This window comes from Prolixibacter sp. SD074, assembly GCF_009617895.1.
Classification (GTDB): Bacteria; Bacteroidota; Bacteroidia; order Bacteroidales; family Prolixibacteraceae; genus Prolixibacter.
In genome coordinates, this window is the sequence record NZ_BLAW01000001.1 from 3,685,256 (window position 1) to 3,712,073 (window position 26,818).

The following is a 26,818-nucleotide window of genomic DNA, read 5'->3' on the forward strand; positions in this document are numbered from 1 at the left end:
GAGAGCTTATGATCGCGATATGTGAAAAAAAATTAACGATATGTAGGTATTATACTCCGTCATTATATATTTTTGAGAGACTCAGAAATCCAATAGAATAATGCTGACAGATACTCTTACATTTAGTTTGGTTGAACTTATCGGAATGGCTGTTTTTGCAATGGGAACGCTTATTCAGTTGGTTTATCTGATTTCGCTCACCTCGCTTATTTTCCGAAAGAAGCCAGGGGTCTCAACCGGGAAACCTTCTGTTTCAATAATTATTACCTCGCGGAATTATGCCGAAGAACTGAGAGAGGGCCTTGCGTTGTTGCTTGAGCAAAATTACCCGGATTATGAGGTTGTAGTGGTCGATGATTGCTCAACCGATCACACGGATAGTGTACTGAGGGTAATGAAACACAAGTATCCACATTTGAAAACAACCATTGTCAAACAGGAAACGGATTTTGCCAATGCACTTGCGTTAACCGTTGGCATCCGGGCTGCCACCAACGATTGGTTAATTTTCCTCGATCCACAGGTCGTGGTGCCCGGCCCGGGTTGGCTCGATGCCTATTCAGCTTATTTGGAACCGGGGAAAGACATTGTGTTCGGATACGTTAATTACTCGCATACTTCCGGTTATGGAAAATCGTGGACACGTATTGAAAACTTTACGTTGATGCTTCGTTATGGTCCGGCCTGGTTTTTCGGGTTACCAATGCCTATTTCGAACATTAACCTGGCTTATCGCCGGAAGTACTTCCTTGAAAAAAGGGGTTTTGCTGCCCAACTGGATACCCCTTTCGGTGAAAACGAAATGTTTGTCAACAAATTATCGCGGAAAAACAATTCTGTTATTGCCTTTGATTCGGCTACTTCCGTGGGTATTTCCGGTCCGTTGATGTACTACGACTGGATGAACTTAAAAAAGAAACATTTGTTATTAAGAAGAAAATTTTCTGTATCTCAGCGTTTATATTTATCGCTTGATACGGTAAGCAGGATTCTGACAGATGTTGCCTTGCTGGTTCTTATGGTTATATCGCCTTATCGGTTTTGGATTCTGGGCATTTGGGCATTCCGGTTTTTTGTGGAATTCCTGTTAATGATAGCTGCCTCGAAACAGTTGGGTGACAAAGGATTAGTTTTTCGAAGCTTTTTGTATAGGACCTGCCTGCCGCTAATTAATGGTTGGATGAGTTGGAGACAGCACATTGCGGCGGAGAGGAAGAAATGGAAATAAACCCCAATTTATCTGAGAATGCGCGGAGGGACCTTGAGCTGGTAAGGCTGGCAAGGGAAGGGGACGGGCATGCTTTTGCGCGGCTGATGAACCGCTATAAAGATGCTATTTATTTTATGTTGCTAAAGATGGTTAATAACCGGGCCGATGCCGAGGACTTGACCATCGAAGCTTTTGGAAAGGCTTTTACCAACCTTCATCAATATTCGCCCAAATTTGCTTTTAGTACCTGGTTGTTCCGCATCGCCTCGAATAACGGTATTGATTTTCTGCGCAAGCGAAGGACCAATACCGTTCCGCTGGAGAATCCGGATACCGACCGCAACGATTCGGAATACAATTCCAATTTTAAATCAGAAACGCTTTCGCCGGAAGAAAAATATATTCGCCAGCAGCGGGCCAACATTCTTCGCCGGATGGTGGGCCGGTTGAAGCCCCGTTATCGTATGTTGGTTGAGCTCCGATATTTCAAGGAGTATTCGTACGATGAAATAGCAAAAGAATTAAATTTGCCCCTTGGAACTGTAAAAGTGCAGCTTTTTCGTGCCCGTGAAATGTTGTTTAACCTGTTGAAGAAGACAGAAATGGGTTCCGACGAAAAGGGCAAATGAGCATGGCAATGGATATGATTCAACCATATTTTCCCGATCTGACACCGGAGCAATACGGCCGTTTTGCCCGTCTTGAACCGCTTTACCGCGAATGGAACGAAAAAATCAACGTGATTTCCCGGAAGGATATCGATCAACTACCCGTTCATCATGTATTGCATTCGTTGGCCATTGCGAAAGTGATTCGGTTTGTACCGGGGACACGTATCATGGATGTGGGAACCGGCGGCGGTTTCCCTGGAATTCCCTTAGCCATTTTTTTCCCGGAAACGGAATTTCTGTTGGTCGATTCCATAGGGAAGAAAATAAAAGTGGTAAATGAGGTGGCTGGTGCGCTGGGCTTGACGAATGTAAAAGGTGTTCATATGAGGGTACAGCAGGTAAAGGAACCATTCGACTTTGTTGTAAGCCGTGCTGTGACTGCTTTCCCCAAGTTCGTGGCGATGGTCCGGAAAAACGTTGCCAAAGAGCAAAAAAACGCACGTCCCAACGGAATCATTTATCTTAAGGGTGGTGACTTTGCCGGTGAAATTAAACCATTCCGCCGGGATGTGGAAATTTATCCGATTGCTGATTTTTTCAGCGAACCTTTCTTCGAAACCAAAAAAGTGCTTTGTCTTTCGCTGTAATTTTTCCGGTTTATAAATATTACTCGTGTTACTTCTCAATATTTTGGTGATAGCCTGTACCAAAACACGCCTCATTCCGCGCTCAAGGGCATCGGCAATTTTTGGTTAATGTCGGTGTAATCGCCGGTATCCTCTTTCATCTTTCACTTTCGTGAATTCGTCATAAGCTTGGCGGATGGATTTCTTACCACTGTTTTGCATTAGCTTGTTGCCATGAGCGTAAAGGCAATCGGCAGCTTTTCGTTTCGATTGGATGAGCTCCTGATCATAATCCACAAGTCCGGTTAATGCCTGAAAAAAAGCTATAAAAAGCTGAATTCGTTTGGCACAAAGAAAAAAACAGTTAATTTTGCAATCCGAATTGGCAAAGAAGTACAAAAGGATATTAAACAGTAAAAATATTTTGCAGAGATGAAAAGAACATTTCAGCCGCATAACAGGAAAAGGAAAAACAAACATGGTTTCCGTGAAAGAATGTCGACTGTAAACGGTCGCAAAGTTCTTAAAGCTCGTCGCGCGAAAGGTCGTAAAAAACTTTCTGTCTCAGACGAGCCGCGTCACAAGAGATAATGAACATTATTTTCGAGTACGATATACGGAAGGTAAAGAGTTGATACTCTTTACCTTTTTTGGTGTGCTGTGCATGGTAAATAGCTAAGTGGTGCAAGTCCACGGTAGTAGGCGGCTTTATCCAGCAAGCCATCCACCAGGTATTATCGCCTATTTACGAACGGCAATTTTAGGACCACAGCTTTGGATTTCGACCGAAGAGGAGTACCCATAAATACTTGAATGCAGGCGTATACTACAAGTATTTTATTTCCTGACCTCTCAATTGCCTAAGGGTAGTTTGCCAAGAAAAGATCGAACAAATTTAGCTTGCTGTTCGTTCTAACTGCAAAATCATCATTAACCTTTAAAATAGATTTATCATGGCATTCGAACTACCCAAGTTGCCTTATGCGCTTGATGCGCTTGAACCTCACATCAGTAAGAAAACACTTGAATTTCATTACGGAAAACATCACCAGGGGTATGTAACCAAACTGAACGGATTAATTCCGGGAAGCCCTTTTGAGAAAGCAGATCTGGAAGAAATTATTAAAAAGAGCGACGGAGGCATTTTTAATAACGGGGCACAGGTTTGGAACCACACTTTCTACTTTTTTCAACTCTCGGGCTCACCTAAAACAGCACCGGAAGGAGCGCTAAAATCAGCTATTGAGGGTGATTTTGGTTCATTGGATAACTTCAAGGAGAAATTCAGCAATGCTGCTGCTACTCTTTTCGGATCGGGTTGGGCATGGTTGGTGAAAAATGCGGACGGAAAACTGGAAATCCTCCAGACGGCCAATGCCGGCAACCCGCTACGCGATGGCAAAACACCGTTGTTGACTTGCGATGTGTGGGAGCATGCTTACTATCTTGATAAGCAGAATCTTCGTCCTGCGTACATCGAAGAATTTTGGAAAGTTTTGGATTGGGGCGTCGTAGAATCGCGTTTCTAATCAGAAGAATTTAATGGTCGTAAAAAAGCCGGCACTACGATAAGTAGTCCGGCTTTATTGATTAAAGTCGTTGATTATTATAAATCGGTATGGCACGATGAACCGGTGCCGATGCCGCAGCTTCCGCCACCACAACCGCAACCGGTACCTGTTCTCAGGTCACGAAGCGTCGGGTCGGTGACTTCTTTTTTTGTTTTGAGAAAACGCAATCCCAAAGCAAAAAATACGAAGCTCATCATGCCCAAAACAAGTAAAAATAATTTCAACATAGCATTAACGTTTTGTGCTGTAAAAGTAGTAATAAATAAGATAAAAAGGTCTTAAATTAAGGTAAAATAACCACCCGATATTTTCGGTGTGATTATCCCGAAGCGGGCATCTTCTTACTTTGCGAGTTTCAGATTTTTAAGCTTCTGTTCTTTTTTTACTTTGACCTGCTCTACCCGATCGAATGTTTGGGCACAAACAATACCGCGTTTTTTCATTTCGCGGTTGTGGCCTACATGTGTATCGGGAAATTTCCCATTCTTTTTAAGAACAATTTGAATGGCTAATCCGAAGATTGCCAGGGAAACAAGAGCAATAGCCAGTAAAATTACCTTTATTAATCCCATAACTTCTCTTTTCTCTGCCGCAAAGATAGTTCAAATATGATTCGGGTAATCTATATTTCTGAAAATTTGAAGAAGTGTAGAATAATCGGAGGATGCTGTAGTTTCGATGCCCTTCGCCTGCAATAGTTGCTGCGCGGCTTTCAACAATGATTCCGTGGAGTAATCCTTCTCATGTACAAAATTGAGATATTTAAGAATCCAGAAGGCGTTGAAGCGATGGACGAAGCGCTTGACAAAAGTTGTCTCGCTGGAACAATTGGCCTGTAGTTCAAGAATCGCGTCAATGGATTTTGATTGATGCAAAAACTGACGAAGAGGCAAGGTGAAATCTTCAATTGTTTCGGCAAGTTGTTGTTCGTTCAGGGTGTAAAGTTTGTTTACTTTTCGGAAAAACGGCCGCAGGTCACTGAAAGCCTGAAATGAATAAGTAGTCTCCAAAGAATCTTCACCCGAAAGGAACTGGGCCAGCTTTGGGCCGGTTCCAAACGGCACCCGGTCGGATGTTCGGATTCCCGGAAAGACCAGTGGTTCATTAATTTCGCCAAAGGTTCCCAGTTGGACGACTTTATGTAGAAAATAGAAATCTTCGCCTGCCTTTTTGCGGTTCATTCCTCCCTGTTTTACGTAAGCTCCGGCACGGACAGAAAAAGCAGAGCCCACTGTATAAATCGCATTGGGATAGCCGGTTATTTGCATGGCATGCCGGTAGTAACGCATGTATAATTCGTACCGGGTAATTCCTTCGCGGAGGCCGGAATCCAGACCTGGCTCCTGCAGGTCGTGTTCGAATCCGATGGTGAGGAGCTGGCATTTTTGGCAGCCTTGAAACGCCTCCTCAATAGCCACAAAGAAGTTGGGCGATACGCGGCAGTCTGCGTCCAGCGAAACAATGATTCCGTTTTCATTTCCCGCAAGGTTGAATCGGTGAATGGCCTCATCCATGCCAATTTTACGCGCCCAGCCCGCACCTGCCCATTTTTTTTTCAGTTCCGAAACATGTATCAGGTGAAAAGAGACTTTCCCGGAAGGAAGATTCATCCTCCAGGAATGAAATTGATTGAGGGTTTGTTGGTTAACTTCCAAGGCTTCAGAAGGAGCCTCTTCGGGAGAGTTAACCACCGCAATGACTTCGGTTGGGAGAGAAGGAGGTGTGGCCGACAACAACGATTCGAGGGTTCTGAATAATTCCGGTTCGCGGTAGCACGGAATTACCACACAACACGAGAGGTTGTCTTCCGGCTTTTCGTTCATGAATGGTGGGAAACCGGCATGTTTTTTCAGATAGGAATCGAAGCTATGCATCGTGCCGAAAAAAGCCCTGGTTTCGCAGGGCTTTTAAGTTATATCGTAATTGGGCCTTACTTTTTCGAACTGTGGTAACGCTTGTTCAGCTCAGAAGTCACTTCGCGGGTAATGTTATGCTGATCGGAACCTTCCAGTAAATTAGCATTGCTGAAAATCAGGTCATATTTCTTATCAACATTATAAACCTTCACATAATTGGAAATACTGTCAATTATTTGCTGATTGATTTTTTGTTGCATGGATTGCAATTTGCCGGAAAGGTCGTTGTCCAGTTTTTGAATTTCCTGCTGCATGCCGATAAGGCGATTGCGTTCCTGCATGGCCCTTTCCTGTGTGAGGAAACCGCCCCGCTTCAGTTTTTCCTGGAAAGCGTTGGCCTGTTTCTCGAAATCGATGCGTTTTTGACCATACTCTTTCGTGTAAGAATCTTGTTTTCTATTGAAATCGTCGTTTAATTTCTTCGCTAAGTCGTAATTCGCCAGCACGGAATCCAACTTCACAAATGCCACTTTAACCGGGGCATTTGTGTCTTGATCTTTAGTGCCCGTTTGGTTTGACTGATCTTTTTTATTCCCTGTAAAGTATAATACATAGAGGCCAATAACCGCCAGTGCCAAAATAACATGAATGAATGTAGAGTTATTTTTCATATGAATCGAATGATGATTGTTTGAATGGAATTAGGAATGACAAATATAACCGAATTGCGGAATGCACAAAGGATGCGGCTTAAAATTTGTTGGCGGAGAAAACTACTTTTTTATCATTCATTAAGTAAATTAGCCTCTACTCTTGATAAACGTCATAAATCCGGCTTTTTGTGTTTACTACTTTTACCTCTCGATGAAGAAGGGTAAAAATATCTAACTAGTACTATTACGACTATGTTCAATAAAATGATATCATGGGTTTTGCCTTATATGCCCAAAAAACTGGTCTGGATTTTCTCCAAACGCTACATTGCCGGGGAAAATATTGAAGATGCGCTTCGCGAATCGAGAAAACTGAATGCTGAACAGACCATGGTGACCGTCGATATTCTGGGAGAATACATTAAAGAATTATCAGAAGCCACCGAGAATAAGAAACAGTATATCGAGCTAATCAAGCGATTTACCGACGAGAAGATTGATGGTAATTTCTCGGTAAAACCATCGATGTTCGGGTTATTGCTCGATAAGGAGAGTTGTTACCAGAATATCCGCGAAATCGTCGCTGTCGCGGATGAGTGCGATTCCTTTATCCGCGTTGACATGGAAGATTCCACCTGTACCGATGCGGAGGTTGAAATTTTCCGTCGTTTGAAAGCAGAATTCCCTACACGCGTGGGACTGGTTGTCCAATCTTATATGCGGCGTACATTAAGTGATGTGCGTGAATTGATGGATATGCATTCAGAGGAAGCTCCTTTAAATTTCAGGCTGTGTAAGGGAATTTATGTTGAGCCGGCTGAAGTGGCATTTAAAAAGTACCAGGAAGTTCGCGATCACTACCTGGAAGACCTGGAATATATGTTGCAAAATGGGATTTATGTTGGTGTCGCAACGCATGATAAATACTTGGTCGATAGGTCATTGGAGTTATTGGAAAAGTATAAAACGCCCAAAGATAAGTATGAGTTTCAGATGCTGTATGGTGTAACACCCGATTTACGAAGCCGCATTATTAGTGCAGGCCATCGTATGCGTGTTTACGTACCTTACGGAGTACAATGGTTTAACTATTCAACTCGTCGTCTGAAGGAAAATCCGAATATGACCTGGTTGATTGTAAAGGCTCTTTTTGTCAGAGGTTGATAAAATAAGTTTTCCAAAAACAGAAAACCGCCCGATATCCAGGCGGTTTTTTATGCAACTAAATTTGGAAGCGATTAATTATGGGGCTACCTCTTCCTGTTTTTCTTTTTTTCTCTCATCATACTTCATCCATTTTTTGGCGAGGTACGCCTGGTATCTGCCAATAACTACATCTTTTTCATTGGTCGAAATAACCTGATTCTTTAGTTTACCTTTATGAAGAATCGGTTTCCCGTACAGGAAGTTCGAAGGAGTAATGGTCCCGGTTGAGATTGAGATTCCTACGCTGTTTTCCGGATTCACTTTCATTCCCTTGTATTCCGCTTTCATCTGATAATTTCGCATGGCATTGCGGGCATTCATTTCGGCATCATACGTTTTGGGCGATTGTGTTAAGCCCTGAACGGTACCCATATCCACATTTTGTTGTGCATTCTGAAGCATTCTTTCATCTACCGGTAGTTGCTTTATTTCGCTCATCAGGTTGTAATTCCGTGGGAAAATAACCACTTCCTTTATCTGTACGGTATCAGGCGACATAAAAACCCCCATCAGGTATTCCGAAGCGGAAAGCGTATCCGGAACCACCATATCTACTTCCCTGTAACCAACATACCTTGCGGTGATGGTATCGCCTGGCGAACCCCAGAATGAAAATTTCCCATCTGCATCGGTGGTTGCTTCGTGCTGGTGATTGAGCAGAAAGACTGTTTCCGGGAGTGGTTTCATCTCTTTCCTGTCAAAAACAACGCCTGTAACAAATACCGGCTGTTTTCCATCGGCTTTATTTTCCTGTGCTACTCCGGTCAAATGAGCGCTTATTAAAATCGTGAGAATAATCAATTTCTTTTTCATGATTGAAGGTTTTGAGTAGGATATTAAGGTTAAACCAACAGTAAGATGTGTATTAGGAACGATTGAGTCAATCAGTTTGTTTACATAGGTTATCAAAGCGTATGCTGAGCTTAAGAAGCGAGGAATTGTAGAATCCATTCTCAATACGCATTATTCTTCATGTTGCTGTATACTGCCTCGTTTGCAGTTTCGTGGGGACCGGTTGCATGGGTAATGCTTTCGGAGATTTTCCCGAACTCCATTCGGGGTGCCATGTCCATAGCGGTAGCAGCACAATGGGTAGCAAACCTGATTGTTTCGTGGACTTTCCCTGTGATGAATGATTCGACGGCTCTAACCAATATATTCCATCACGGATTCGCCTATTGGATTTATGGAATCATGGGAATTTTGGCCGCAGTGTTTATGTGGAAAGTGGTTCCTGAAACCAAAGGAAGAACATTGGAGGAAATGGAAGGACTATGGGGCCGGAAACACCATTCCCAACCCAGTGGAGAATAGGATATTCTGATTGGAAAAAACAAACCCCGGATTACGTAGGTGATGTAATCCGGGGTTTTTTGGTGCGGTGTCTAATCCGCTTTTGTTACTGTAGTTAAGTAGGCATTAAAAGGTAAAACCAATTTCGAAATAGAGTTGATTCATTTCTAGTTCAATTGTTTGCGCTGGATCCATTGGGTTCGGTCCAGAAACTTTATTGTTCAAAGCATAATTGAAAGCAAAGTTTAGTGCATTGCCTTTCTCGTTAATCTTCTTTGAAAATCCAAGGGCAATGTGGCTTTCGTTAACGGCCGGGGCCAGAATGTTGAACATCACTTCGCTGGCAGGAATCGGCTGTTTTCCGTAAGAATAACCTGCACGCAGTGTCCATGTGTCAATACCGGTATAATTGAAACCGATTTTATAGATGGTCATGTCTTTCCAGCCAAAACCGGCACCATTATCGGAGCCCAGCGGGTTCATTGTTCCTGACGCTGTAAACATCGGGTTGGAAATCGATTTAGTACCTGAATAATTAATTTGTTTCACATCGGCCAATACGGTAAAATCGCTGGAAATATGGTAAGCAACACCTACGCTCCAGTTCGAAGGAATTTCAAATTTTCCCTGCTCTGCGTACAAGCCGGCGTAATCTTTGAATGCACCCGTATAAATTTTGGACTGGTATTTGGCACCCAGCCAGAAACCGTTGAACAGTTCACCCATGTAACCAACTTTGAAACCTACGCCGGCTGAATAATCCGTACCGTTTCCGGTGAGTTTGGTGGGGTCTGATGAAAATCCGTAATCACCAAAAGTTTTTAATCCTTTTGCCTCGAAAGACTGTGCACCCAAGAGGGCTGAAATACCCAAACTGTGCTTTTCCGCCAGTTTAAATGAATAAGCCAAATCCACATACATCTGCATCAGGTTGACGCCTGTATGATCGGCAGACTGATCGTAGAATGTTTGCGTCGGATAATTGGTGTTCATACCACCGTTTCCGTAAATCGACAGTGTCAGAGCATTGTTGTCATTCAACTTCCAGTTTTTACCGATGTTCGGCATCACGAAAAGTTTTGAATCACTTTTTACGGTTCCGGGGGCTAATCCAAAATATGGGGCCCCAGAAGGGTTTCCGGTAATGGTATATTGACGGTTTGGATTGAACAAACCAATACCAAAACTGAATTCACTTGAGTTAAATACGTTTCCGGCAGGGTTACCTCCAATTAATGCTGTTTCGTAAAATGCAGTTCCGGCGCCGGCAAAGCCGCTACTGATGGTTCCGTATCCAGGGCTAAAATAACCATCCGTGGCAAACGCCATGCTACTGCCTAACATAAGTACAAGCCCTATAACCAGACTTGTCGATAGACGATTTTTCATTTCCTAATGATTTAATGTTTAGAGTGCTGAAAAATACAAACTTATACTTACATCAAGATGTATAAATACTAAAACATCCAAATGTTTAGAAGCATATATAGACAAAGCTATATATACCGAAATATTGTTCGGTTTGATAAGCTTTTGTATTCCTTTATAAATCAGGCGCAACGAGGGTGTATGTTTCAGCAATATAAAGACTTATGTATCCGAATTGGATATTTAAAGATTGGAATCAATCTAAAATAAGTAAGTGTGGATAATCTGTTTTTATTTTTCAGGAAAATAACATATCGGAGACTCCAAAAAGTTTGAAATGATTTTTCACGGCTGTAATTTTAGGCACATTGCATTTCCCGCGAAAAACCTACATTCGTTTATTGTAAAAACGAATTTGTGTGTGAACTTACAAAATCATAATCTTATATGATCTTACTCGAAGGCCCTTACGTTTCAGATTTTCTAAAACAGACAATTAAAAATTACCGGATACCGGTGGTTTATACTTCCTTTTCGGCGAAAATCCTTGATGAGAAAGAACACCAACTTATTTCCACAGCAGACGCTGTTAAACGGGTTGAGCGAAATCCAGAGCAATTAATTTATACCAATTCTGAAAATTCGATACATTGGGTTGAGCAAAATCTTCCATTCTCCGGTTTTCCCGAAAAGATTAATATGTTCAAGAATAAGGTTCGGTTTCGAAAGTTGTTGCGGGATAAATATCCCGAATATTTCTTTAAGGGAATTCCGTTCCATGAGCTGTCCACGACCGATGTATCCGGTTTTACTTTCCCGTTTATCATTAAACCGGCAGTCGGTTTTTTCAGCATGGGAGTTTACAAAGTTGACAAGCCGGAAGAGTGGCCCGATATTGTGGCAAGAATAACTGAAGAAGTGGCTAAGGTGCAGAATCTGTATCCTAAAGAGGTTTTTGATTCAACCGAATTTATTGCGGAAGAGTGCATTGATGGAACGGAGTATGCCATTGATTGTTATTACAATGCCGATGGGAAACCGGTTATTCTGAACATTATGAAGCACCTCTTCTCTTCGGATAAGGATATGAGTGACCGGGTATATATCACGTCGAAGGAAATTATTTTATCGAACCTGGATTCGATGGGCGATTTTCTCAAAGAGATGGGAGTATCTGCCGGTGTAAAGAATTTTGCCGCGCACGTTGAAGTTCGGATCAATGACGACGGCCATATTGTTCCGATTGAAGTGAACCCGATGCGCTTTGGCGGATGGTGTACTACGCCTGATTTGGCATGGTACGCGCATGGTTTTAATATCTACGAATATTTTCTATCGCAAAAAGAACCCGATTGGAACCAACTTTTGGCGAATAAGGATGGTCAGGTTTTTAGTGTCGTCGTTCTGGATAACAGTACCGGAAGAGAAGGAAAACAGATTCCGGAATTTGACTATGACCGGTTGATGAGGAATTTCGAAAAGCCGTTGGAGCTAAGAAAAGTGGATTACCGGAGCTATCCGTTATTCGGGTTTGTATTTGCACAAACACGGAGCGATCAGATGGATGAGCTTACCCGAATCTTAAAATCTGATTTGTCGGAATATATTCTGAATTGAAAAAACCAACGGAATAACAGGAGGATGAATGAAATCCTCCTATCGCTTAAAAAATGTTTTACATACATATTTGACATCCGACATCAAACCGGAACGCCTTTTTATTGTTTGATGAGAAGTGTGATGCGATGTTTCCCCCCACTTCATATACATCAATTACAAAATCTTGTAATGATTTGCTTCAGCCAATGTCTAATAACCCAAATAGTTAAAATATGAGATTATTCACGTTCATTAGCACGGTGCTATTGCTTTGTGGCACAGTGTTTCAATCCAATGCGCAGGTAAATGCGCGAATGTTTCGGTTCCCCGATGTCTCTGCGAAAACTATTGTTTTCTCCTATGCAGGCGATTTATGGGTTGTAGCAAAAGAGGGCGGAGTGGCCCATCGGCTGAGTTCTCCTAAGGGAGAAGAATTGTTTGCCAAATTTTCGCCCGATGGCAGTGAAATAGCTTATTCAGCAAGCTATAATGGCAACAACGATGTTTATGTCATACCTGCCATGGGAGGGCTTCCTAAACGTTTAACTTTCGATAGTGGCAACGATCGGACCGTTAGCTGGACGCCGGACGGGAAAAGTGTCCTGTTTGCCTCTTCCCGCGAAAGCGGACGACAGCGGTTTAACCAATTATACACGATTGCAGCCACGGGTGGTGAAGCAGCCAAATTGCCAATGCCTTACGGCGATTTTGCTTCGTATTCCCCCGATGGAGGTAAGATTGCGTTGAATTATAAATCGCGGGTTTTCCGCAACTGGAAGAGATACAGAGGAGGCTGGGCCCCCGATATTTATATTTTCGATTTGAAAGACTTCAGCTCGAAGAACATTACCCGCGATGATGCCAGCGACGAGTTTCCCATGTGGCACGGCAATAAGGTTTATTACTTGTCGGACCGGGGTGAAGCAGAACGTTACAACATTTGGGTATACGACATTGCTACCGATAAATCAACCCAGTTGACTCATTTTACGGATTACGATGTGCATTTCCCGTCCGTTGGTCCTGATGATATTGTTTTTGAAGCAGACGGAAAACTCTATCTGATGGGGCTTGATAACGACCAATACCATGAAGTAAAGGTTGAAGTTGTTACCGATGAACCGGCATTGATGCAAAAGCAGGAGAATGTGGAAGAGCTGATGCAATCAGCCGATATTTCACCCGATGGAAAGCGGGCTTTGGTCATGGCGCGCGGTGATTTGTTCTCCGTTCCGTCCGAACATGGTGTAGTTTCCGATTTAACCCAGTCTTCCGGCTCCGCCGAGCGGTATGGAGCCTGGTCGCCCGATGGCAAAACCATTGCCTATTGGAGCGATGCTTCAGGCGAATACAATCTGATGTTGAAAAATGTGGAAACCGGTCAGGCGAAAAAAGTGACAGATTTTACATCCGGATACCGCTATCACCTTTACTGGTCACCCGATGGCAAGAAGATTGCATTTATCGATCAGGCAATGAATATTTCCTATTTCGATATTCCTGCAAACAAAGTGGTTTCGGTTGACAAAGGACTCTGGATGTACCAGGGGGCACTTGACAACTTTTCTTGCAGCTGGTCGCCCGACAGCCGTTGGCTTACATATGACCGGGGACTTGACAACCGCAATGATGCCATCTTTATCTATGATACCCAGAATAAGGATAAGCGCCAGGTAACCAGTGGTTATTATGACGACCATAACCCGGTTTTTGGTCCCGATGGTAAATATTTGTTCCTGTTTACTGGCCGCTCATTCAAGCCTCAGTACAGCGATTTGGATAACTCGTTCATCTATCCGAAAACAACCGAACTGGCTGCTATTCCATTGCGGAAAGATGTGCCATCGGCTGTAGCTCCTCGGAATGATGTTGTCGATCCATCGAAAAAAGAAAATAGCGACGACGAAGAAAAGGAAAAGAAGGAGGATGCCAAGAAAGAGGTAAAACCGGTGAATATTGATTTTGACAATTTCGAAGAGCGGTTGGCTATTCTACCTCCGGTTGCCAATGATTATAGCGGGTTGAGTGCAGATGACGGAAAAATATTCTATCAGGCCGAAGTGGATGCCGGCAAGGAAACAGAGCATCCGGTAAAGTATTACGATTTGAAGAAACGGGAAGAAAAAACCGTAGTTGAAGATGCCGATGGTTATCGTCTTTCAGCAAATGGTAAGAAGATGCTGGTCTTACAAAAGGATAACCTGTACATCATTAAACCTGAGCCGGAACAGAAATTGGAAAAGGCATTGCCGACAGATCAAATGGTGATGACTGTTGATCCTCGTGCGGAATGGAAGCAGATTTTCAATGATGTTTGGCGGTTCGAGCGTGATTTTTTCTACGATAAGCACATGCATGGTGTTGACTGGAATGCGCAGCGGGTGAAGTATGGCAAGTTGCTTGACGATGCCGTTACCCGTTGGGATGTCAATTATGTATTGGGTGAATTAATTGGTGAGTTGAATTCATCGCATACTTATCGTGGTGGTGGTGATTTAGCCAATGCCCAAAAGACTAATACGGGTTATTTGGGTATAAATTGGGAAGCTGAGGGCAAATATTATCGAATCAGGAAAATCATTAATGGAGGCCCGTGGGATTCGGAAGTTCGTTCGCCACTTTCAGCTACTGACTTAAAAGTTCATGCCGGAGATTATGTTTTTAGTGTGAATGGACGTCCCATTACTACCAATAAAGAACCTTATGAAGCATTCCAGGGGCTGGCAGGTAAAACGGTTGAGCTGATGGTAAACAGCAAACCGGATATGCAAACGGCCCGTAAAATTGTGGTCAAAACACTTGAAAGTGAGGGACGGCTCAGGAATCTGGCATGGATAGAATCTATGCGCGAACATGTCGATAAAGCCACCAATGGAAAGGTTGGTTACATCTATGTTCGAAGTACCGGAATCGATGGCCAGAATGACTTGGTACGTCAATATATGGCTCAGTGGAAGAAGGAAGGACTTATTATTGACGAGCGCTTTAACAGCGGCGGACAGATTCCGGATCGTTTCATCGAATTGCTTAACAGGAAGAATCTGGCTTACTGGGCTGTTCGTGACGGTAAAGACTGGTCGTGGCCACCCAAAGGAAACTTCGGTCCGAAGGCGATGTTGATTAATGGCTGGAGTGGTTCCGGGGGTGATGCTTTCCCCGATTTCTTCCGTAAGGCTGGATTAGGTCCGCTCATTGGTACCCGGACATGGGGAGGTTTGATCGGGATTACCGGTGCACCCGAACTGATTGACGGCGGGTTTGTATCCGTACCTACTTTTCGTATGTACAATCCGGATGGTTCGTGGTTCAAAGAAGCTCACGGTGTTGATCCCGATATTTTAGTGAAGGAGAACCTGACCGAAGAGGCGAAGGGAATCGACCCTCAACTTGACCGGGCCATTGAATGGGTGAATGGCGCGTTGAAAGATTACAAAGGGAAGCCAGCACATGCACCTTACGAAAAGAGATAAATGAAATAATCATAAAGAGAAAGGCGCCAGCCCGAATGCTGGCGCCTTTTGTTTTATTCGGAAACCGGGGTTGGTTTACTGGAGTCCCATCAGGTGCTTGATGACGAGTAAAACAATAATCAATCCGGCAATAGCGGCAATCATCAGCATAATGTCCTTGTTAAAATGTTTCTTGCCGTTTTCCTCATTATGTGCCTGTTGTATTTCTTTATTTTCCATTTTCTATGTTTAAAATTAACTACACATCAATCCTTGTTTCCGGATGATTGTCTTCCGGAAATAGTTGTCAATTATTCTCGACGTGATTGCGCTAATTTCGAAAGCACCTCACCATTAGGTATATGGGCCTTTTCCTGTTAGTGAAAGGCTGGCGAAGTGCATTGGAGAAAATTTGAAAGTTAAAAGATGATTTTGTGTTTCCGGCAAGCCGCACCATTACCGGTAGCGATTGACTTTCGCTATCTGGAAAATCGGCAACACCGTTTTCGAAAACAATAGATGGGGTATAGGTGCAAGAAATCGTTCCGGAATAAAGTTCTTTTTCCGGGTGAACCGTATTGTTTATTTTACCCCAGGCGGTACCTGCATCAAATAAAATGAGTAAAAAGCTTACGGTCAATAGCGCACTTAGTCTGCGATACACCTTTCTCAGCAATGTCTAAATTCGGTGTAATTTAATCAAAGAATCAATATGTCGCTTTAATTCCCGAAAGTATTACATGTGATTTGGGTGGTAGTAGTGGATAATCAATAGCTACTAAAGGGAAGAATATTTGCCCCCTGAGCTGAAAATTACCATTAAAAGTGATTCTGATCTGCTTCAATGACTTTAATTTATATTTTAGTGACGCAAACAAATTGCTGTGCTTTGGTTGATTTATCCATAATTATTGTCAATTACCGGGGGTGGAAACATTTGGAGAATTGTTTGGATGCCCTGAAAAACTTTGGGGGGGAGCAATTCTCTTTCGAGGTGAATGTGGTCGATAACTGCTCGAACGACGGAAAGTTGGAAGGTTTTCAACTGCGGTTCCCAAAATTCCGTTTTCACCTGAATGGCGGTAACAATGGATTTTCCAATGGCTGTAACCTGGGAGCCAAAATTTCAGAGGGAGAGTATTTTCTCTTTTTAAATCCGGACACGATTGCCTCAGAAGAGTCTGTTTCTGGTCTTTTGAATGTTATTCGGAGCAATCCGGACATAACTATTCTTTCGTGCTCGCAGAAGAACTGTCGGGGCAATGAAGAAAGTCCGTATGGTTTTTTCCCCGCCTTATTCACGCTAAGTGGTCTGTTACGGGCCATCTGCCAGAAGGCGAAAAAGAAGGAACTGGAAGGATGCTTTTCGCCTGGAAAGGAAATCATATATCCTGATTGGGTTTCCGGATCGGTGGTAATGATTTCGAAGCATAAATTTGATGAATTGGGAGGATGGAATGAAGATTACTGGTTGTATTACGAAGACGTTGATTTGTGTAAACGAGCAACCGACATGGGCGGGACAGTGGCTTTGCATAACCGGATTTCGATTATTCACAACCATGGTGGGACCACTCGTACCAACCCGCGGGTCACAGCACTGACCAAATCGGAGGTCGTTATTTCGAGACACGTTTATCTGTCCCGTCACTATAGCGGTCTATCGGCAGCAGGATTGCATGTGGTAGTAATGATAAGTGTTTTGTTGGGGACGTTGCTCCCTGCCCTTTTCGGGCTACTTTTCTTTTTCATCCGACGGTTGAACCAGTACACACATTTGTACCGCCGTTTGTTAGCTTACTATTTTTTAGTGCCCTTTCGGGGAACATGGCTAAGTCCCCGGTCGGTCAATAATCGAAAATAAAGAGAGGGAAAACATTTGTTCTCCCTCAATTCAATATCATTCATTCTCAATAACCGGTAACCAGCCTTTGCGGGAAATAAGCCCGTGCCAGAGGTTATCCGGAATCACCAATTCATTTTGATCGTGGACCGAAAGTGTGGTCCGTATTTTGTCTACTGAACCGTTTTGAGCTTTCTGTACCCATTCCGGTTCCATCAGTAACTCTCGTCCCAGGGCGACAAGCGGTAAATTCCCTTCTTCGACAACTTTCAGTACATCATCCGGTGTATGTAGCGAACCAACCCCGATAACCGGAATTTTATTTCCAACCCGTTCCTGGATCAATAACGTTCTGGAGCGTTTATCCGAGGCATCGCGCATCGAACCATCCCATAAATTCATGGTGGAGATGTGGAGATAATCCAGCGGCTTTTTGGCCAAAGCATCTACCAGTTGTAGGGTGTCTTCCATTGTAATTCCCGGTTCTTCCATTTCTTCAGGCGAAAGCCGATAACCAACCGCAAAAGGCGATTTTGCATATTGTTTAACGTTTTGCAGAACTTCATCTACTACCGCCAGCGGGAATTTCATGCGCTTCTCCAAAGTACCACCCCATACGTCGGTTCGGCGGTTGGAGTGTGGTGAGAAGAATTGCTGAACCAGGTACGTGTTGGCGCCATGGATTTCCACCCCGTCGAAACCGGCAAGAATAGCGAGGTGTGTGGCATTTCCATAAGCTTTAATGGTGGACAGAATCTCTTCTTCCGCCATAGCCCGCGGAACGGCAGCTCCTTCGCGTTCTGCTGCAACGGCACTTGCACTGAGGGGTTGACCTCCAGGCACCTCATTCGGAGGGCACATTCTTCCGCCATGATAGATTTGCAGAATGGCTTTGGCGCCTTCTTGCTGAATCGTCTCGGCCAAACGTTTCAGGCTTGGCAGCATTGCATCGGAGTGGGCCCCGATTTGGCCGGAAAATCCTTTGCCTTCCGGCATGATGAAGGCACAAGCGGTAGCTACTACACCCACACCGCCCGAGCGTTTTTTATAATAATTCAGTTCAGCATCTGAAACGGTACCGTCGAGGTTACCGGACCAGGTTGTCATCGGGGCCATCATGATCCGGTTTTTCAATTCAATCCCTGAAACCGGCAAACGGAATGGTTCCCAGAGTGAAGCATATTTGGGGTTCATATAAGAATTTTTATTGTTTTCATTCATACCTTCCGGGAAGGCATGAATGAGTAAATGATTTATGCATTGATCTGTTTCATGCCCGTTTCGTCATAGCGGTCACCATGAATGTTGGTCATAATACTGTTGATTTCTTTTACATCTTCAGCAGATAATTTGATGTTGACTGCCTGGATATTCGAAAGCAAGTGTTTCTGCTTGGTGGTTCCAGGAATGGGGAAGATATCCTCACCCTGATGGAGTAACCAGGCTAATGCCAGCTGTGATGGTTGACAGCCTTTTTTCTCAGCGAGCTTCCCGATGAGTTTGACTAACTCCAGATTTTTGGCAAAGTTGTTACCCTGGAAGCGGGGCGAAAAGCGCCGGTGATCGTTCGGCTCCAAATCATCGATGCTTTTGAAGCGACCGGTCAAAAATCCTCTTCCCAACGGACTGTAAGCCACAAAACCAACACCCAATTCCCGACAGGTTGGGAGAGTGGTCCCTTCCACATCCTGACTCCAGAGTGAATATTCGCTTTGGACTGCAGTGATGGGATGAACCGCATTGGCCCGTTTTAACGTATCGCCTGATACTTCAGAGAGTCCCAGGTAACGAACTTTTCCTTCTTTTACCAATTCAGCCATGGCGCCAACCGTTTCTTCGATGGGCGTTTGAGGATCGACACGGTGGAGATAATACAAATCGATGGCCTCACGGCCCAGCCGCTTGAGACTGGCTTCACAGGCCTGTTTCACGTACTCCGGTTTACCGTTAAGCCCGCGACCTTCTTTTTCGTCGCGTACAATACCGAATTTGCTGGCCAGAACCACTTTATCCCATCGATCATGCAAAGCTTTGTTCAGCAACAATTCGTTGCGGCCAATTCCATACATGTCGGCGGTATCAATGAAATTGATTCCATGCTCAAGTGCGGCATGTAACGTTTTTATTGATTCCTGGTCCTCCGGGTTTCCATAAAATTCTGACATTCCCATGGCCCCAAGTCCAATGGGAAAAACTTCCAAATCACTGTTTCCTATTTTTCTTTTTAACATGATTATCAATTTTACTTCGTTTCGACAATTAGTTTTCCTGTATTCACTCCATCAAATAATCCGATGAAAGCTTCCGGCAACTTCTCAAATCCTTTGATAACCGTTTCCCGATGTTTTAGTTTACCCTTTTTCACCCAGTCGGTGAGCCTGGCCAAACCTTCCGGTAAACGGTTGGCATAGTTGCCGATAATAAACCCTTGCATCAAAGCGCTTTTCTTCAGAATGAGTGGTTGTATGCGCGGACCGGCCGGTACCTCTGTGGCATTATAGAGTGCGATCTGTCCACACACCGCGATGCGTGCAAATTTATTGATGTTTGCCAATACCGCATCTGAAATGGCACCACCTACGTTATCAAAATAAATATCAACACCATCGGGGCATGCGCGGGCAATGGCTTGTTCCATGTCCTTTTCTGTATGATAGTTGATGACCTCGTCGAAGTGAAGCTCATCTTTCAGGTAGCGAAGTTTCTCGTCACTTCCTGCAATTCCGACAACGCTACAACCATAGATTTTGGCAATTTGTCCAACTGCCGTTCCTACTGCTCCGGCTGCTCCGGAAACCACAACGGTTTCACCCTTTTTCGGCTGGCCAATATCCAGGAAACCGAAATAGGCGGTAAGTCCTGTCATTCCAAGTATTCCCAGGTAATAACTCAATGGTACCGGGTTTTTATCGACTTTTTGGACCGATGTTGCTGGTACCGTTTGGTATTCCTGCCAGGCTAACGGACGAGAAACAACCACGTCACCGGCAGAAAAATCGGGATGACGGCTCTCTGTCACTTCTGCTACTGCGCCGCCACTCATTGGTTCGCCTACCTGAAATGGTTCGACATACGATTTGGCGTCACTCATCCGTCCACGCATATACGGATCGACCGAAATGTATAAGGATTTCAATAATAATTCGCCGTCTCCAGGAACCGGGACTTCTATTGGTCTGATTTCAAAATTGTCTTGAGTTGGGCGACCTGCCGGACGTGATTTCAGTATAATCTGTCTATTCTGCATCAATATGTTGGTTTTTATTTTATCCCAATAATGGGAAATGGTTGATAATAATAAATGAACGTTCGTTTATTCTGTATATAAAAAATTTTAAACGGCAACGGAACGCCAGGCCGCTTCGAATATTTCGTTCAGGATATGAACATCTGGTTCTTCCTTTCGGTTCAACGCTTGCTTGACGGTATGAGTTACCGGCGCGAAAAACAGCGTGTAAATTAGCTGATTGGACAGGTTTCTTAGAATGTCTTTTTGCCGGGCGGCTTCAAAAAGGTCGAATAGTGGCTGATGGGCACGCACTCCCTCTTCCTGGTTAATTTTCTCGATTAGAGGGCAATTCGAAAAGTTTTCCAGGAAGCGGAATTCCAGTGGATAATCTCTGATGAACTGACAATGCCGTTTCCATATAGTCTGGAATGTTTCCTTGGTTGGCTCAAGATGTGCCTCGGTTGGAATATAAGCCATACTTTTCTTTCTCTCAAGATGAAGATAGAGTTTGTTCAGCATATCTTCCTTATTCTCGAAATAAAGGTAGAGAGTAGCTGGCGCCAGGTTGGCTTCGCGGGCAATTTTGGAAACAGAAGTTCCCTGAAAACCCTCGATGTTAATTAACTTAACAGCCGCCTGGTAAATACGAATAATCTTGTCTTCATCCTTGAGGCGCATAACGCAAATATAAATGAATGTTCGTTTATTTTAGAATTTTAACAAGAAATAATGATGAAACCGGTTTGGTTTAAACTTAAGATCACACAGACGGTAACGATGGTGAAATAAGTGGGGAAAGGTTAGAAAGCCCTGAACATAATTGAAACATAGGTTCGTGATTTGACCGGATATCCGGCAAGAAATCCCGGCTGCCATAGTGGCATTTGATTTACCATCCGTATTGCTTCCTGCGAAAGAAGCGGGCTGGGGGATTTTTCAATTTCAGGGTCGATGACTTTCCCATTTTCATCTACAACAAATCCTACAACGACTTCGCCGACAATTCCTTTCTGGAGTGCTTCTTTGGGGTAGTTAATATTCTGCTTAATGTACAGGCGCAAGGCGGTTTCACCTTTTGGGAAATGGGGCATTCTGTCTACTTTGTTGTAGATTTTGTTGGCGAGGTATTTATTGACGTTTACCTCCTTACCGGTTCTGGTATAGGAGTGGAGTTCGGAAATGAACCCAGGTGGATCGTAAACGCAGTAGAACTCTTTTTGTCCATTAGGATGGTATACAATTTTTTCTCCTGCCGGAACACCCATTTTAAAAGTTTCTGTTGAATAAAGGTTCCCGTTTTGGTACCATTGTTTGAAAATACCGTCCTCCAATACTTTCTTCTTATTCAACTTTTGCGAGAGGTTGTTGAGGGAAACCTTTTCACCAGGGCCAGAAAATCGTACCTGGCGTAGCAATTGTCCGTTGATTTTGGCAATTTCCAGGTAAAAATGCGAAGGAGAGATGGTATCAACTTCCAATGTAATATTCACTGCTCTTCCGTTCTGCCAGTCTTTGACAAGTACAGGATTGGATAATTCAACCGGTCGTGGCAGAGAGTTGGCTATTAGTGTATTGGTAAAAAGCAGAAAAGTAACAAGGTAAAAATACTTCATAAGTACAACGTTTCACCAGTAAATTGTGAACTCCGGGAGGGGGGATTAATTGTAGATAAAAATAAGGCGAAACCTCTAAGAAGTCAAGGGGGATATGCAATTTATATGAAGAAAGTTCAGTATAAAACAGCAGCAATTTTCTGTTGTATTTAATGCCAGTCTTCTGTCTGTCAGGAAGGATGAGGATATGAACGAATCCAAACTATCTGGGCTATGGAAAAGTGTCTTTTATGCAGGTTCACCTGACAGATTTGAAATACATCCGTGGTGGATCGCTAAAGGAACCTGTTGTATATGCACACGATACCTGGCACTATTTTATTGGCGCGTCTGAACCAACAGTAACCTGGCTTATGGCAATGTGGATTACGCTCCGGACTTCCAGGCTACCGAGCAATGGGTTTATACCCATTTTGGATTGGACGGGTCATCGTATATTGCCGAAATCAATTATTTGAAGGGATGGTTGCAGGACCAGCTCAACTGGATGGATACTCAGTGGTTGCTTGAGGCCGGAATTGACGATAAACCAGTATTGGCTGGTTCCGGCATTCATGTTTATCCAAATCCATTTACCGATCAAATTCATCTTTCTGTTGAAATAGTTGGCAGGAGTCCGATGCAGATTGAGCTGTGGTCCCCTCAGGGGCAAATGGTGTCCTTGGGTGAACGAACGCCCGGAGGTGATGGGCAAGGCCATCTCAGTATATCTCTCCCGAAGCTTTCCAGGGGAATTTACCTGCTGAAAGTGTGGCAGCAAAATCAGCCGCCAAAGGTGGCGAAGGTTCTGAAAAACTGATGACATAAAAAATCCCGTAACATTAAGATTGTTACGGGATTTCTTTTTCGAATGATATTCGATAGTTATTTTATGATGAGGTTTTTAAAACCTTTGGAATACCAAACCATATTCATGTTGTTGTCGCCCGCATAAATGAAGTATGCTTCCAGGTTCGGGTCGTTTTCCACAATCTTTTTGGCTTTCTCCACTCCCATAACCATGAAAGCTGTAGCATAAGCATCAGCCGTCATACAGTTATTGGTCAACACACTGGAGCTAAGCAGGCTGTGCTGAACAGGATAACCCGTGTGGGGATCGATAGTATGTGCGTATCGTTTACCATTTTTTATATAGAAATTCCGATAGTTACCGGAAGTGGCCAGCGCTTTGTCGTTTAGGTGAATCACATCCTGCAAATCATTATCATCGTACAATCCCTTATTGTTGGGCTTATTTATCCCGATTCGCCAGACTTCTCCTTTGGCATTTACGCCATGCGCCCTGACTTCTCCTCCGATTTCTACCATATAATTATTGCAGCCTTGCGAAGCCAGATAATCGCAGGCCATGTCAACTGCTTCTCCTTTGGAAATGGCGCTGGCGTCGAGCATGGTGTTGGCGTTTTCTTTAATGATTTTATCGCCCACCAGTTTTACTTTCTGGTAGCCGACTGTTTGCATCAAACTGTCGATTAGTTCCTTCGAAATGCTGTCTTTCTTGGTAAAACCAAATCCCCAGGCATTGACCAAGGGGGCAACAGTCATATCAAAAGCACCGTTGGTTTTTTTCGAAACCTCTTCAGCTTTCAGGAAACATTTACGGAAATACGGATCCACTTTCACCGTTGGGTCATTCTTGTTGATGCGTGAAATGGTTGAAGTAGGAATAAACGTAGAAAGCGAGTTTCCAAACTCATTCATTTTCTTTTCGATAGAATCTTTCAGATTTATTCCGTCAGGACTCGAATAGATAAAATGATAAATGGTGGTGAAAACGGTGCCTTCGTTGTATACATATTTCTGTGTTTTTGGGGCACATCCTGCCATAAACAGCAGTCCCACAAACAGTGTAAGCAGAGTTAATTTTTTCATCATATAGAAATTTTCCGCCACAAAAGTAGTGAAAGAATTGTTTTGGAAACATACTTTTCTGTTTCCAAATGATATCAATTAAGAAATATTAAGACCATTCAGGTAAGGTTTCAGTTTACTGATGACGTATTCCGGAAGGAAATAGCGATAGAGGGCTGACGATTCTTGTTTCAGTAACTTATAGGATTTTCCTTGTATAAGTTCCGGCTTGAAGTCATTCAGATGGACCGAAAGATTCTTTTTTCCGTCGTCGAAAATGCCCCAGCTTTCGCGGGAGATGAAAGGAGAGAAGATGGTGAACGTTGAAATTTCAAGCGCTTTGGCCAGATTGGTGTGTCCGCAGTCGTTCCCGATATAGGCATCGGCATGCGTGACAATCCGGGCCAGTTCACGAAGACTCTTTCCGGTTAAACCGGTGAAAACACGATCGGCGTACCCCAGCTTTTCCGCAAATGCATTTGCAGCGTCTTTTTGATTGGGGAAATAATTGAGGATGATTTGTACCGGGTATTCGGACATTAAATACTTCATGACCTTCAGCATGTAATCTTCCGGATAGGTTTTATTTTCCACACTGCCATAAATGCCTGCGACAATCACTTTCTTCGTCAAATCAACTCCTGCTTTCTGGAGAAGTTGCTTGCCTTCCTCTTTTTCTTCATCGGTTAAATAGAGGCGGGGATGGGGATCGTACTCGATGTTATCTTTTTTCAGAGGCTCCAGCAAAGCCAGACGTTGTTCAATTACGGGGCCTGCTATCGAGGCAGGGCGGCTATTCTTGTCGACCAGGATATTGTAGTAAAGTCCGCGCCCCAACTTTTTATACGAAATCCGCTTTTTCGCCCCCGACAAGCGGGTGGTCACCCAACTGTCCATCTTGGTGTAGGCATCGATGACAATGTCGTATTTGGCTTTTCGGATTTTCCAGGCAAACTTTAGCAAATTGCCGACTTTCCGGTCGGAGTCATTAAAAACGATGATGTTGTCGATGTTGGGGTTGTTCTCCGCCATCTCGCGGGTAAAAGCATAAACCATGTAATCGATTTGGGCTTCGGGATACATTCTCCGCAGTTGGTTGCAGATGACTGTTCCCAGGAGAACATCACCGATTCGCTTTTGCTGAATAACAAGGATTTTCAGTTTCATTGATGCTCATTATTTAAGACAAAACTGCCGGTCGATTCTTTCGTGTTAAGCGGTGGGCCGAAAACAAGCAGTGAATAAAAAAGAACAAAAAAGGTGCGTATGGTATGGGTTTGTAAATTGTCATCTCCCAGGTTGGCAATGCCGATGGTTAGCAGGAAGAAGATGGTAATAACCGATAGTTTGCCAACGCGGAACGGTGGGTAAATCAGCAGAAACAACAGGATAGCGAATCCCGGGATTCCGAATGTAACCAAATAGTTCAGGTACTGATTGTGCGCATGGCTGAAATTGGCTGGTCGAAGCTTCGGGGTTTGCCGCATAAGCGTTTCGTTGAATGCTGCTTTTTCGTTGCCGGTACCAACCCCCACAAACGGATGCTCTGCAATAATGGATAAGGCGGCGCGCGTATAAGCCCAGCGTTGCACCAACGATTTGTTGTTGGGATTGCCGTTCGACCGGAAGGCATCCAGTTCCCAAATGGTTTGATAGATGCGGGCCGAAAGGTCCATGCGTCCGGGGACGTAACGGTAGTTGGCAAAACCTTCGTTGACGGATTGAATATCCTTATTCGTAAGATGGCTGACTCCTGCTGAATCTTTGGTAAGTCCTTTAGAGGTCAAATATCGGATCAAGGTGCTTTTTACCGGAAAGCCATTGGCATCCAAGCCGGAAAATTTCAGCGAACTTCGGTGGTTCCATTCCTTCTGCAGTTCCGGAAGACAAATATTGAGGTAAATGAAATGGCCGTTTTCCCGTAAGGTTTTACTGAAATCGTTTTGATATCGGTTCCCGTTTAGGGTGAATTGGGCAACCTGATTAGGGGCGGGCATGGAAGTGTGAAACTGTCGGTATAGTTCGCGACCAATTGGCGCCATAGGAATAATGATAAGTACGACAGCTCCACTCCAAACGTATTTTCGCAACCTTACCGGAATTTCCCGGTAGGTGGAGAACGGAAGCAAAATTAACGCCGCAAAGAGCGTCAGTAATCCGAGTAACGAGTGTAGCCAGAAGTTGAAAAACAATAAAAACAGGACTCCGGCAAGTCGTAAAATTTGACGTGCATACCAATTGTTTGCCCGGTAACGGAAAATTTGCTGAAACAGGAAAAACAGGGCAAAGTTAACCAGCAACGAATGGGCAATGTGCGGATTGAGTGTAGCGTCTCTTATGTCTGTTATTCCGATGCTTTCGCGAAAATTCCATCGTACAAAAGCGACCAGCGAACTTATAACGACACCTAGAACGAGCGCGTAAAGAATGCGGTTTAGTTGTTCTCGGCTTATTGGAAGGTAGGCAACGGCTGCCGGGATCAGGAACCAAAAAACATTGCGCCTGATTTCGTCGATGGCATTGGCCGGATGATGAGTACCTATCGCCCAGATTAGGTATAGAAGGAAAATGCCGGACGGGAAAACAGGGAGTGGATTTTTACGAAACAGGTTAAATTTTTCGTTAGGAGAAATAATCAGCCATGAAAAAACAAAAATCAGAACGGTGATAATACTGACCAGTGCTTCGGAGAAAGGCAGGACAAGTGCCAATGACATCAGCATTCCTTCCATTATGAGAAGCTTTGTTGGTTTGATGTCCCGGATTTGCTGCATGGTTCGCTGTTAAGCCGAAGAGTATCTTTTAAACTATCTGATGAAAGCAAACATAGCAAAAATATA

Annotated in this window: 28 protein-coding genes; 11 read left to right on the top strand and 17 right to left on the bottom strand. The window is 43.8% G+C overall.

Features of this window, described 5'->3' with window-relative positions; genetic code table 11:
* The first annotated feature begins 100 nt into the window (after positions 1-100).
* From GJU82_RS15805 to rsmG, 3 genes are read left to right on the top strand one after another with little or no spacing between them, the layout of a single operon-like run.
* The gene (locus GJU82_RS15805) at positions 101-1,228 is read left to right on the top strand and encodes a glycosyltransferase family 2 protein (protein WP_153633037.1); all 1,128 of its coding nucleotides are present in this window, start codon (positions 101-103) and stop codon (positions 1,226-1,228) included.
* The gene (locus GJU82_RS15810; RefSeq protein ID WP_228488733.1) at positions 1,186-1,839 is read left to right on the top strand and encodes an RNA polymerase sigma factor; all 654 of its coding nucleotides are present in this window, start codon (positions 1,186-1,188) and stop codon (positions 1,837-1,839) included. Before GJU82_RS15805 ends, GJU82_RS15810 begins: the two co-directional genes overlap by 43 nt.
* Positions 1,840-1,847: 8 nt before the next feature.
* Positions 1,848-2,468, top strand: a complete 621-nt coding sequence (gene rsmG, locus GJU82_RS15815; protein ID WP_228488734.1) for a 16S rRNA (guanine(527)-N(7))-methyltransferase RsmG — start codon at positions 1,848-1,850, stop codon at positions 2,466-2,468.
* Positions 2,469-2,573: 105 nt separating this feature from the next.
* On the opposite strand, the gene GJU82_RS15820 is transcribed toward rsmG, so the two are convergent.
* Complete coding sequence (locus GJU82_RS15820; RefSeq protein ID WP_153633039.1) at positions 2,574-2,744, bottom strand: hypothetical protein; 171 nt, start codon at positions 2,742-2,744, stop codon at positions 2,574-2,576.
* Between the two features lie 135 nt (positions 2,745-2,879).
* Here GJU82_RS15820 and rpmH point away from each other — a divergent pair, with 135 nt between their 5' ends.
* A complete protein-coding gene (gene rpmH / locus GJU82_RS15825; RefSeq protein WP_081782350.1) occupies positions 2,880-3,038 on the top strand; it encodes a 50S ribosomal protein L34 in 159 nt (52 codons plus the stop codon).
* On the opposite strand, the gene GJU82_RS17220 is transcribed toward rpmH, so the two are convergent.
* Positions 2,971-3,171, bottom strand: a complete 201-nt coding sequence (locus GJU82_RS17220) for a hypothetical protein (protein WP_194831114.1) — start codon at positions 3,169-3,171, stop codon at positions 2,971-2,973. The genes rpmH and GJU82_RS17220 overlap by 68 nt on opposite strands.
* Positions 3,172-3,400: 229 nt before the next feature.
* Between GJU82_RS17220 and GJU82_RS15830 the strand changes: the two genes are divergently transcribed.
* Positions 3,401-3,976: a superoxide dismutase gene (locus GJU82_RS15830; RefSeq protein WP_153633040.1), complete on the top strand. Its 576-nt coding sequence runs from the start codon at positions 3,401-3,403 to the stop codon at positions 3,974-3,976.
* 77 nt (positions 3,977-4,053) lie between these two features.
* Here GJU82_RS15830 and GJU82_RS15835 read toward each other — a convergent pair whose 3' ends face one another.
* The 4 genes from GJU82_RS15835 to GJU82_RS15850 form a co-directional block, all read right to left on the bottom strand.
* Positions 4,054-4,245, bottom strand: a complete 192-nt coding sequence (locus GJU82_RS15835) for a hypothetical protein (protein WP_153633041.1) — start codon at positions 4,243-4,245, stop codon at positions 4,054-4,056.
* Positions 4,246-4,359: 114 nt separating this feature from the next.
* The gene (locus tag GJU82_RS15840) at positions 4,360-4,590 is read right to left on the bottom strand and encodes a hypothetical protein (RefSeq protein WP_153633042.1); all 231 of its coding nucleotides are present in this window, start codon (positions 4,588-4,590) and stop codon (positions 4,360-4,362) included.
* Between the two features lie 30 nt (positions 4,591-4,620).
* Positions 4,621-5,892, bottom strand: a complete 1,272-nt coding sequence (locus GJU82_RS15845; protein ID WP_153633043.1) for a glycosyltransferase family 2 protein — start codon at positions 5,890-5,892, stop codon at positions 4,621-4,623.
* A gap of 56 nt (positions 5,893-5,948) precedes the next feature.
* Entirely contained in the window at positions 5,949-6,545 is a 597-nt protein-coding gene (locus GJU82_RS15850; RefSeq protein WP_153633044.1) for an OmpH family outer membrane protein, read from the bottom strand.
* A 246-nt stretch (positions 6,546-6,791) separates the two neighbouring features.
* Here GJU82_RS15850 and GJU82_RS15855 point away from each other — a divergent pair, with 246 nt between their 5' ends.
* Complete coding sequence (locus GJU82_RS15855; RefSeq protein WP_228488735.1) at positions 6,792-7,691, top strand: proline dehydrogenase family protein; 900 nt, start codon at positions 6,792-6,794, stop codon at positions 7,689-7,691.
* Positions 7,692-7,769: 78 nt separating this feature from the next.
* On the opposite strand, the gene GJU82_RS15860 is transcribed toward GJU82_RS15855, so the two are convergent.
* Positions 7,770-8,546, bottom strand: coding sequence for a carboxypeptidase-like regulatory domain-containing protein (locus GJU82_RS15860; protein WP_194831080.1), 777 nt, complete (start codon positions 8,544-8,546; stop codon positions 7,770-7,772).
* Positions 8,547-8,678: 132 nt separating this feature from the next.
* Between GJU82_RS15860 and GJU82_RS15865 the strand changes: the two genes are divergently transcribed.
* Positions 8,679-9,047 (top strand): MFS transporter, encoded by a 369-nt coding sequence (locus tag GJU82_RS15865; RefSeq protein WP_228488793.1) that lies wholly within the window; start codon positions 8,679-8,681, stop codon positions 9,045-9,047.
* A 105-nt stretch (positions 9,048-9,152) separates the two neighbouring features.
* Here GJU82_RS15865 and GJU82_RS15870 read toward each other — a convergent pair whose 3' ends face one another.
* Positions 9,153-10,415, bottom strand: coding sequence for an OmpP1/FadL family transporter (locus tag GJU82_RS15870; RefSeq protein ID WP_153633048.1), 1,263 nt, complete (start codon positions 10,413-10,415; stop codon positions 9,153-9,155).
* Positions 10,416-10,841: 426 nt separating this feature from the next.
* Here GJU82_RS15870 and GJU82_RS15875 point away from each other — a divergent pair, with 426 nt between their 5' ends.
* Both GJU82_RS15875 and GJU82_RS15880 read left to right on the top strand, forming a co-directional pair.
* Positions 10,842-12,011, top strand: a complete 1,170-nt coding sequence (locus GJU82_RS15875; protein WP_153633049.1) for an ATP-grasp domain-containing protein — start codon at positions 10,842-10,844, stop codon at positions 12,009-12,011.
* Between the two features lie 215 nt (positions 12,012-12,226).
* A complete protein-coding gene (locus GJU82_RS15880; protein WP_153633050.1) occupies positions 12,227-15,463 on the top strand; it encodes a S41 family peptidase in 3,237 nt (1,078 codons plus the stop codon).
* Between the two features lie 75 nt (positions 15,464-15,538).
* Here GJU82_RS15880 and GJU82_RS15885 read toward each other — a convergent pair whose 3' ends face one another.
* A complete protein-coding gene (locus GJU82_RS15885) occupies positions 15,539-15,682 on the bottom strand; it encodes a hypothetical protein (protein ID WP_153633051.1) in 144 nt (47 codons plus the stop codon).
* A gap of 625 nt (positions 15,683-16,307) precedes the next feature.
* Between GJU82_RS15885 and GJU82_RS15890 the strand changes: the two genes are divergently transcribed.
* A complete protein-coding gene (locus tag GJU82_RS15890) occupies positions 16,308-17,306 on the top strand; it encodes a glycosyltransferase (protein ID WP_194831081.1) in 999 nt (332 codons plus the stop codon).
* Between the two features lie 36 nt (positions 17,307-17,342).
* Here GJU82_RS15890 and GJU82_RS15895 read toward each other — a convergent pair whose 3' ends face one another.
* From GJU82_RS15895 to GJU82_RS15915, 5 genes are all read right to left on the bottom strand, one after another.
* A complete protein-coding gene (locus GJU82_RS15895; protein ID WP_153633053.1) occupies positions 17,343-18,479 on the bottom strand; it encodes an NADH-dependent flavin oxidoreductase in 1,137 nt (378 codons plus the stop codon).
* Positions 18,480-18,538: 59 nt separating this feature from the next.
* Entirely contained in the window at positions 18,539-19,516 is a 978-nt protein-coding gene (locus tag GJU82_RS15900; protein ID WP_153633054.1) for an aldo/keto reductase, read from the bottom strand.
* A gap of 11 nt (positions 19,517-19,527) precedes the next feature.
* Entirely contained in the window at positions 19,528-20,532 is a 1,005-nt protein-coding gene (locus GJU82_RS15905) for an NADP-dependent oxidoreductase (protein ID WP_153633055.1), read from the bottom strand.
* 87 nt (positions 20,533-20,619) lie between these two features.
* The gene (locus tag GJU82_RS15910; protein ID WP_153633056.1) at positions 20,620-21,192 is read right to left on the bottom strand and encodes a TetR/AcrR family transcriptional regulator; all 573 of its coding nucleotides are present in this window, start codon (positions 21,190-21,192) and stop codon (positions 20,620-20,622) included.
* A 122-nt stretch (positions 21,193-21,314) separates the two neighbouring features.
* Entirely contained in the window at positions 21,315-22,127 is an 813-nt protein-coding gene (locus GJU82_RS15915; protein ID WP_153633057.1) for a TonB family protein, read from the bottom strand.
* Between the two features lie 361 nt (positions 22,128-22,488).
* On the opposite strand from GJU82_RS15915, the gene GJU82_RS15920 reads away from it, so the two are divergent.
* Positions 22,489-22,926, top strand: coding sequence for a T9SS type A sorting domain-containing protein (locus GJU82_RS15920; protein WP_153633058.1), 438 nt, complete (start codon positions 22,489-22,491; stop codon positions 22,924-22,926).
* 65 nt (positions 22,927-22,991) lie between these two features.
* On the opposite strand, the gene GJU82_RS15925 is transcribed toward GJU82_RS15920, so the two are convergent.
* The 3 genes from GJU82_RS15925 to GJU82_RS15935 form a co-directional block, all read right to left on the bottom strand.
* Positions 22,992-23,999, bottom strand: coding sequence for an FAD:protein FMN transferase (locus GJU82_RS15925; protein ID WP_228488736.1), 1,008 nt, complete (start codon positions 23,997-23,999; stop codon positions 22,992-22,994).
* Positions 24,000-24,077: 78 nt separating this feature from the next.
* A complete protein-coding gene (locus GJU82_RS15930; RefSeq protein ID WP_153633060.1) occupies positions 24,078-25,145 on the bottom strand; it encodes a glycosyltransferase family 9 protein in 1,068 nt (355 codons plus the stop codon).
* Positions 25,142-26,752, bottom strand: coding sequence for an O-antigen ligase (locus GJU82_RS15935; protein ID WP_153633061.1), 1,611 nt, complete (start codon positions 26,750-26,752; stop codon positions 25,142-25,144). The genes GJU82_RS15930 and GJU82_RS15935 overlap by 4 nt, the downstream gene beginning before the upstream one ends.
* Between the last annotated feature and the right edge of the window lie 66 nt (positions 26,753-26,818).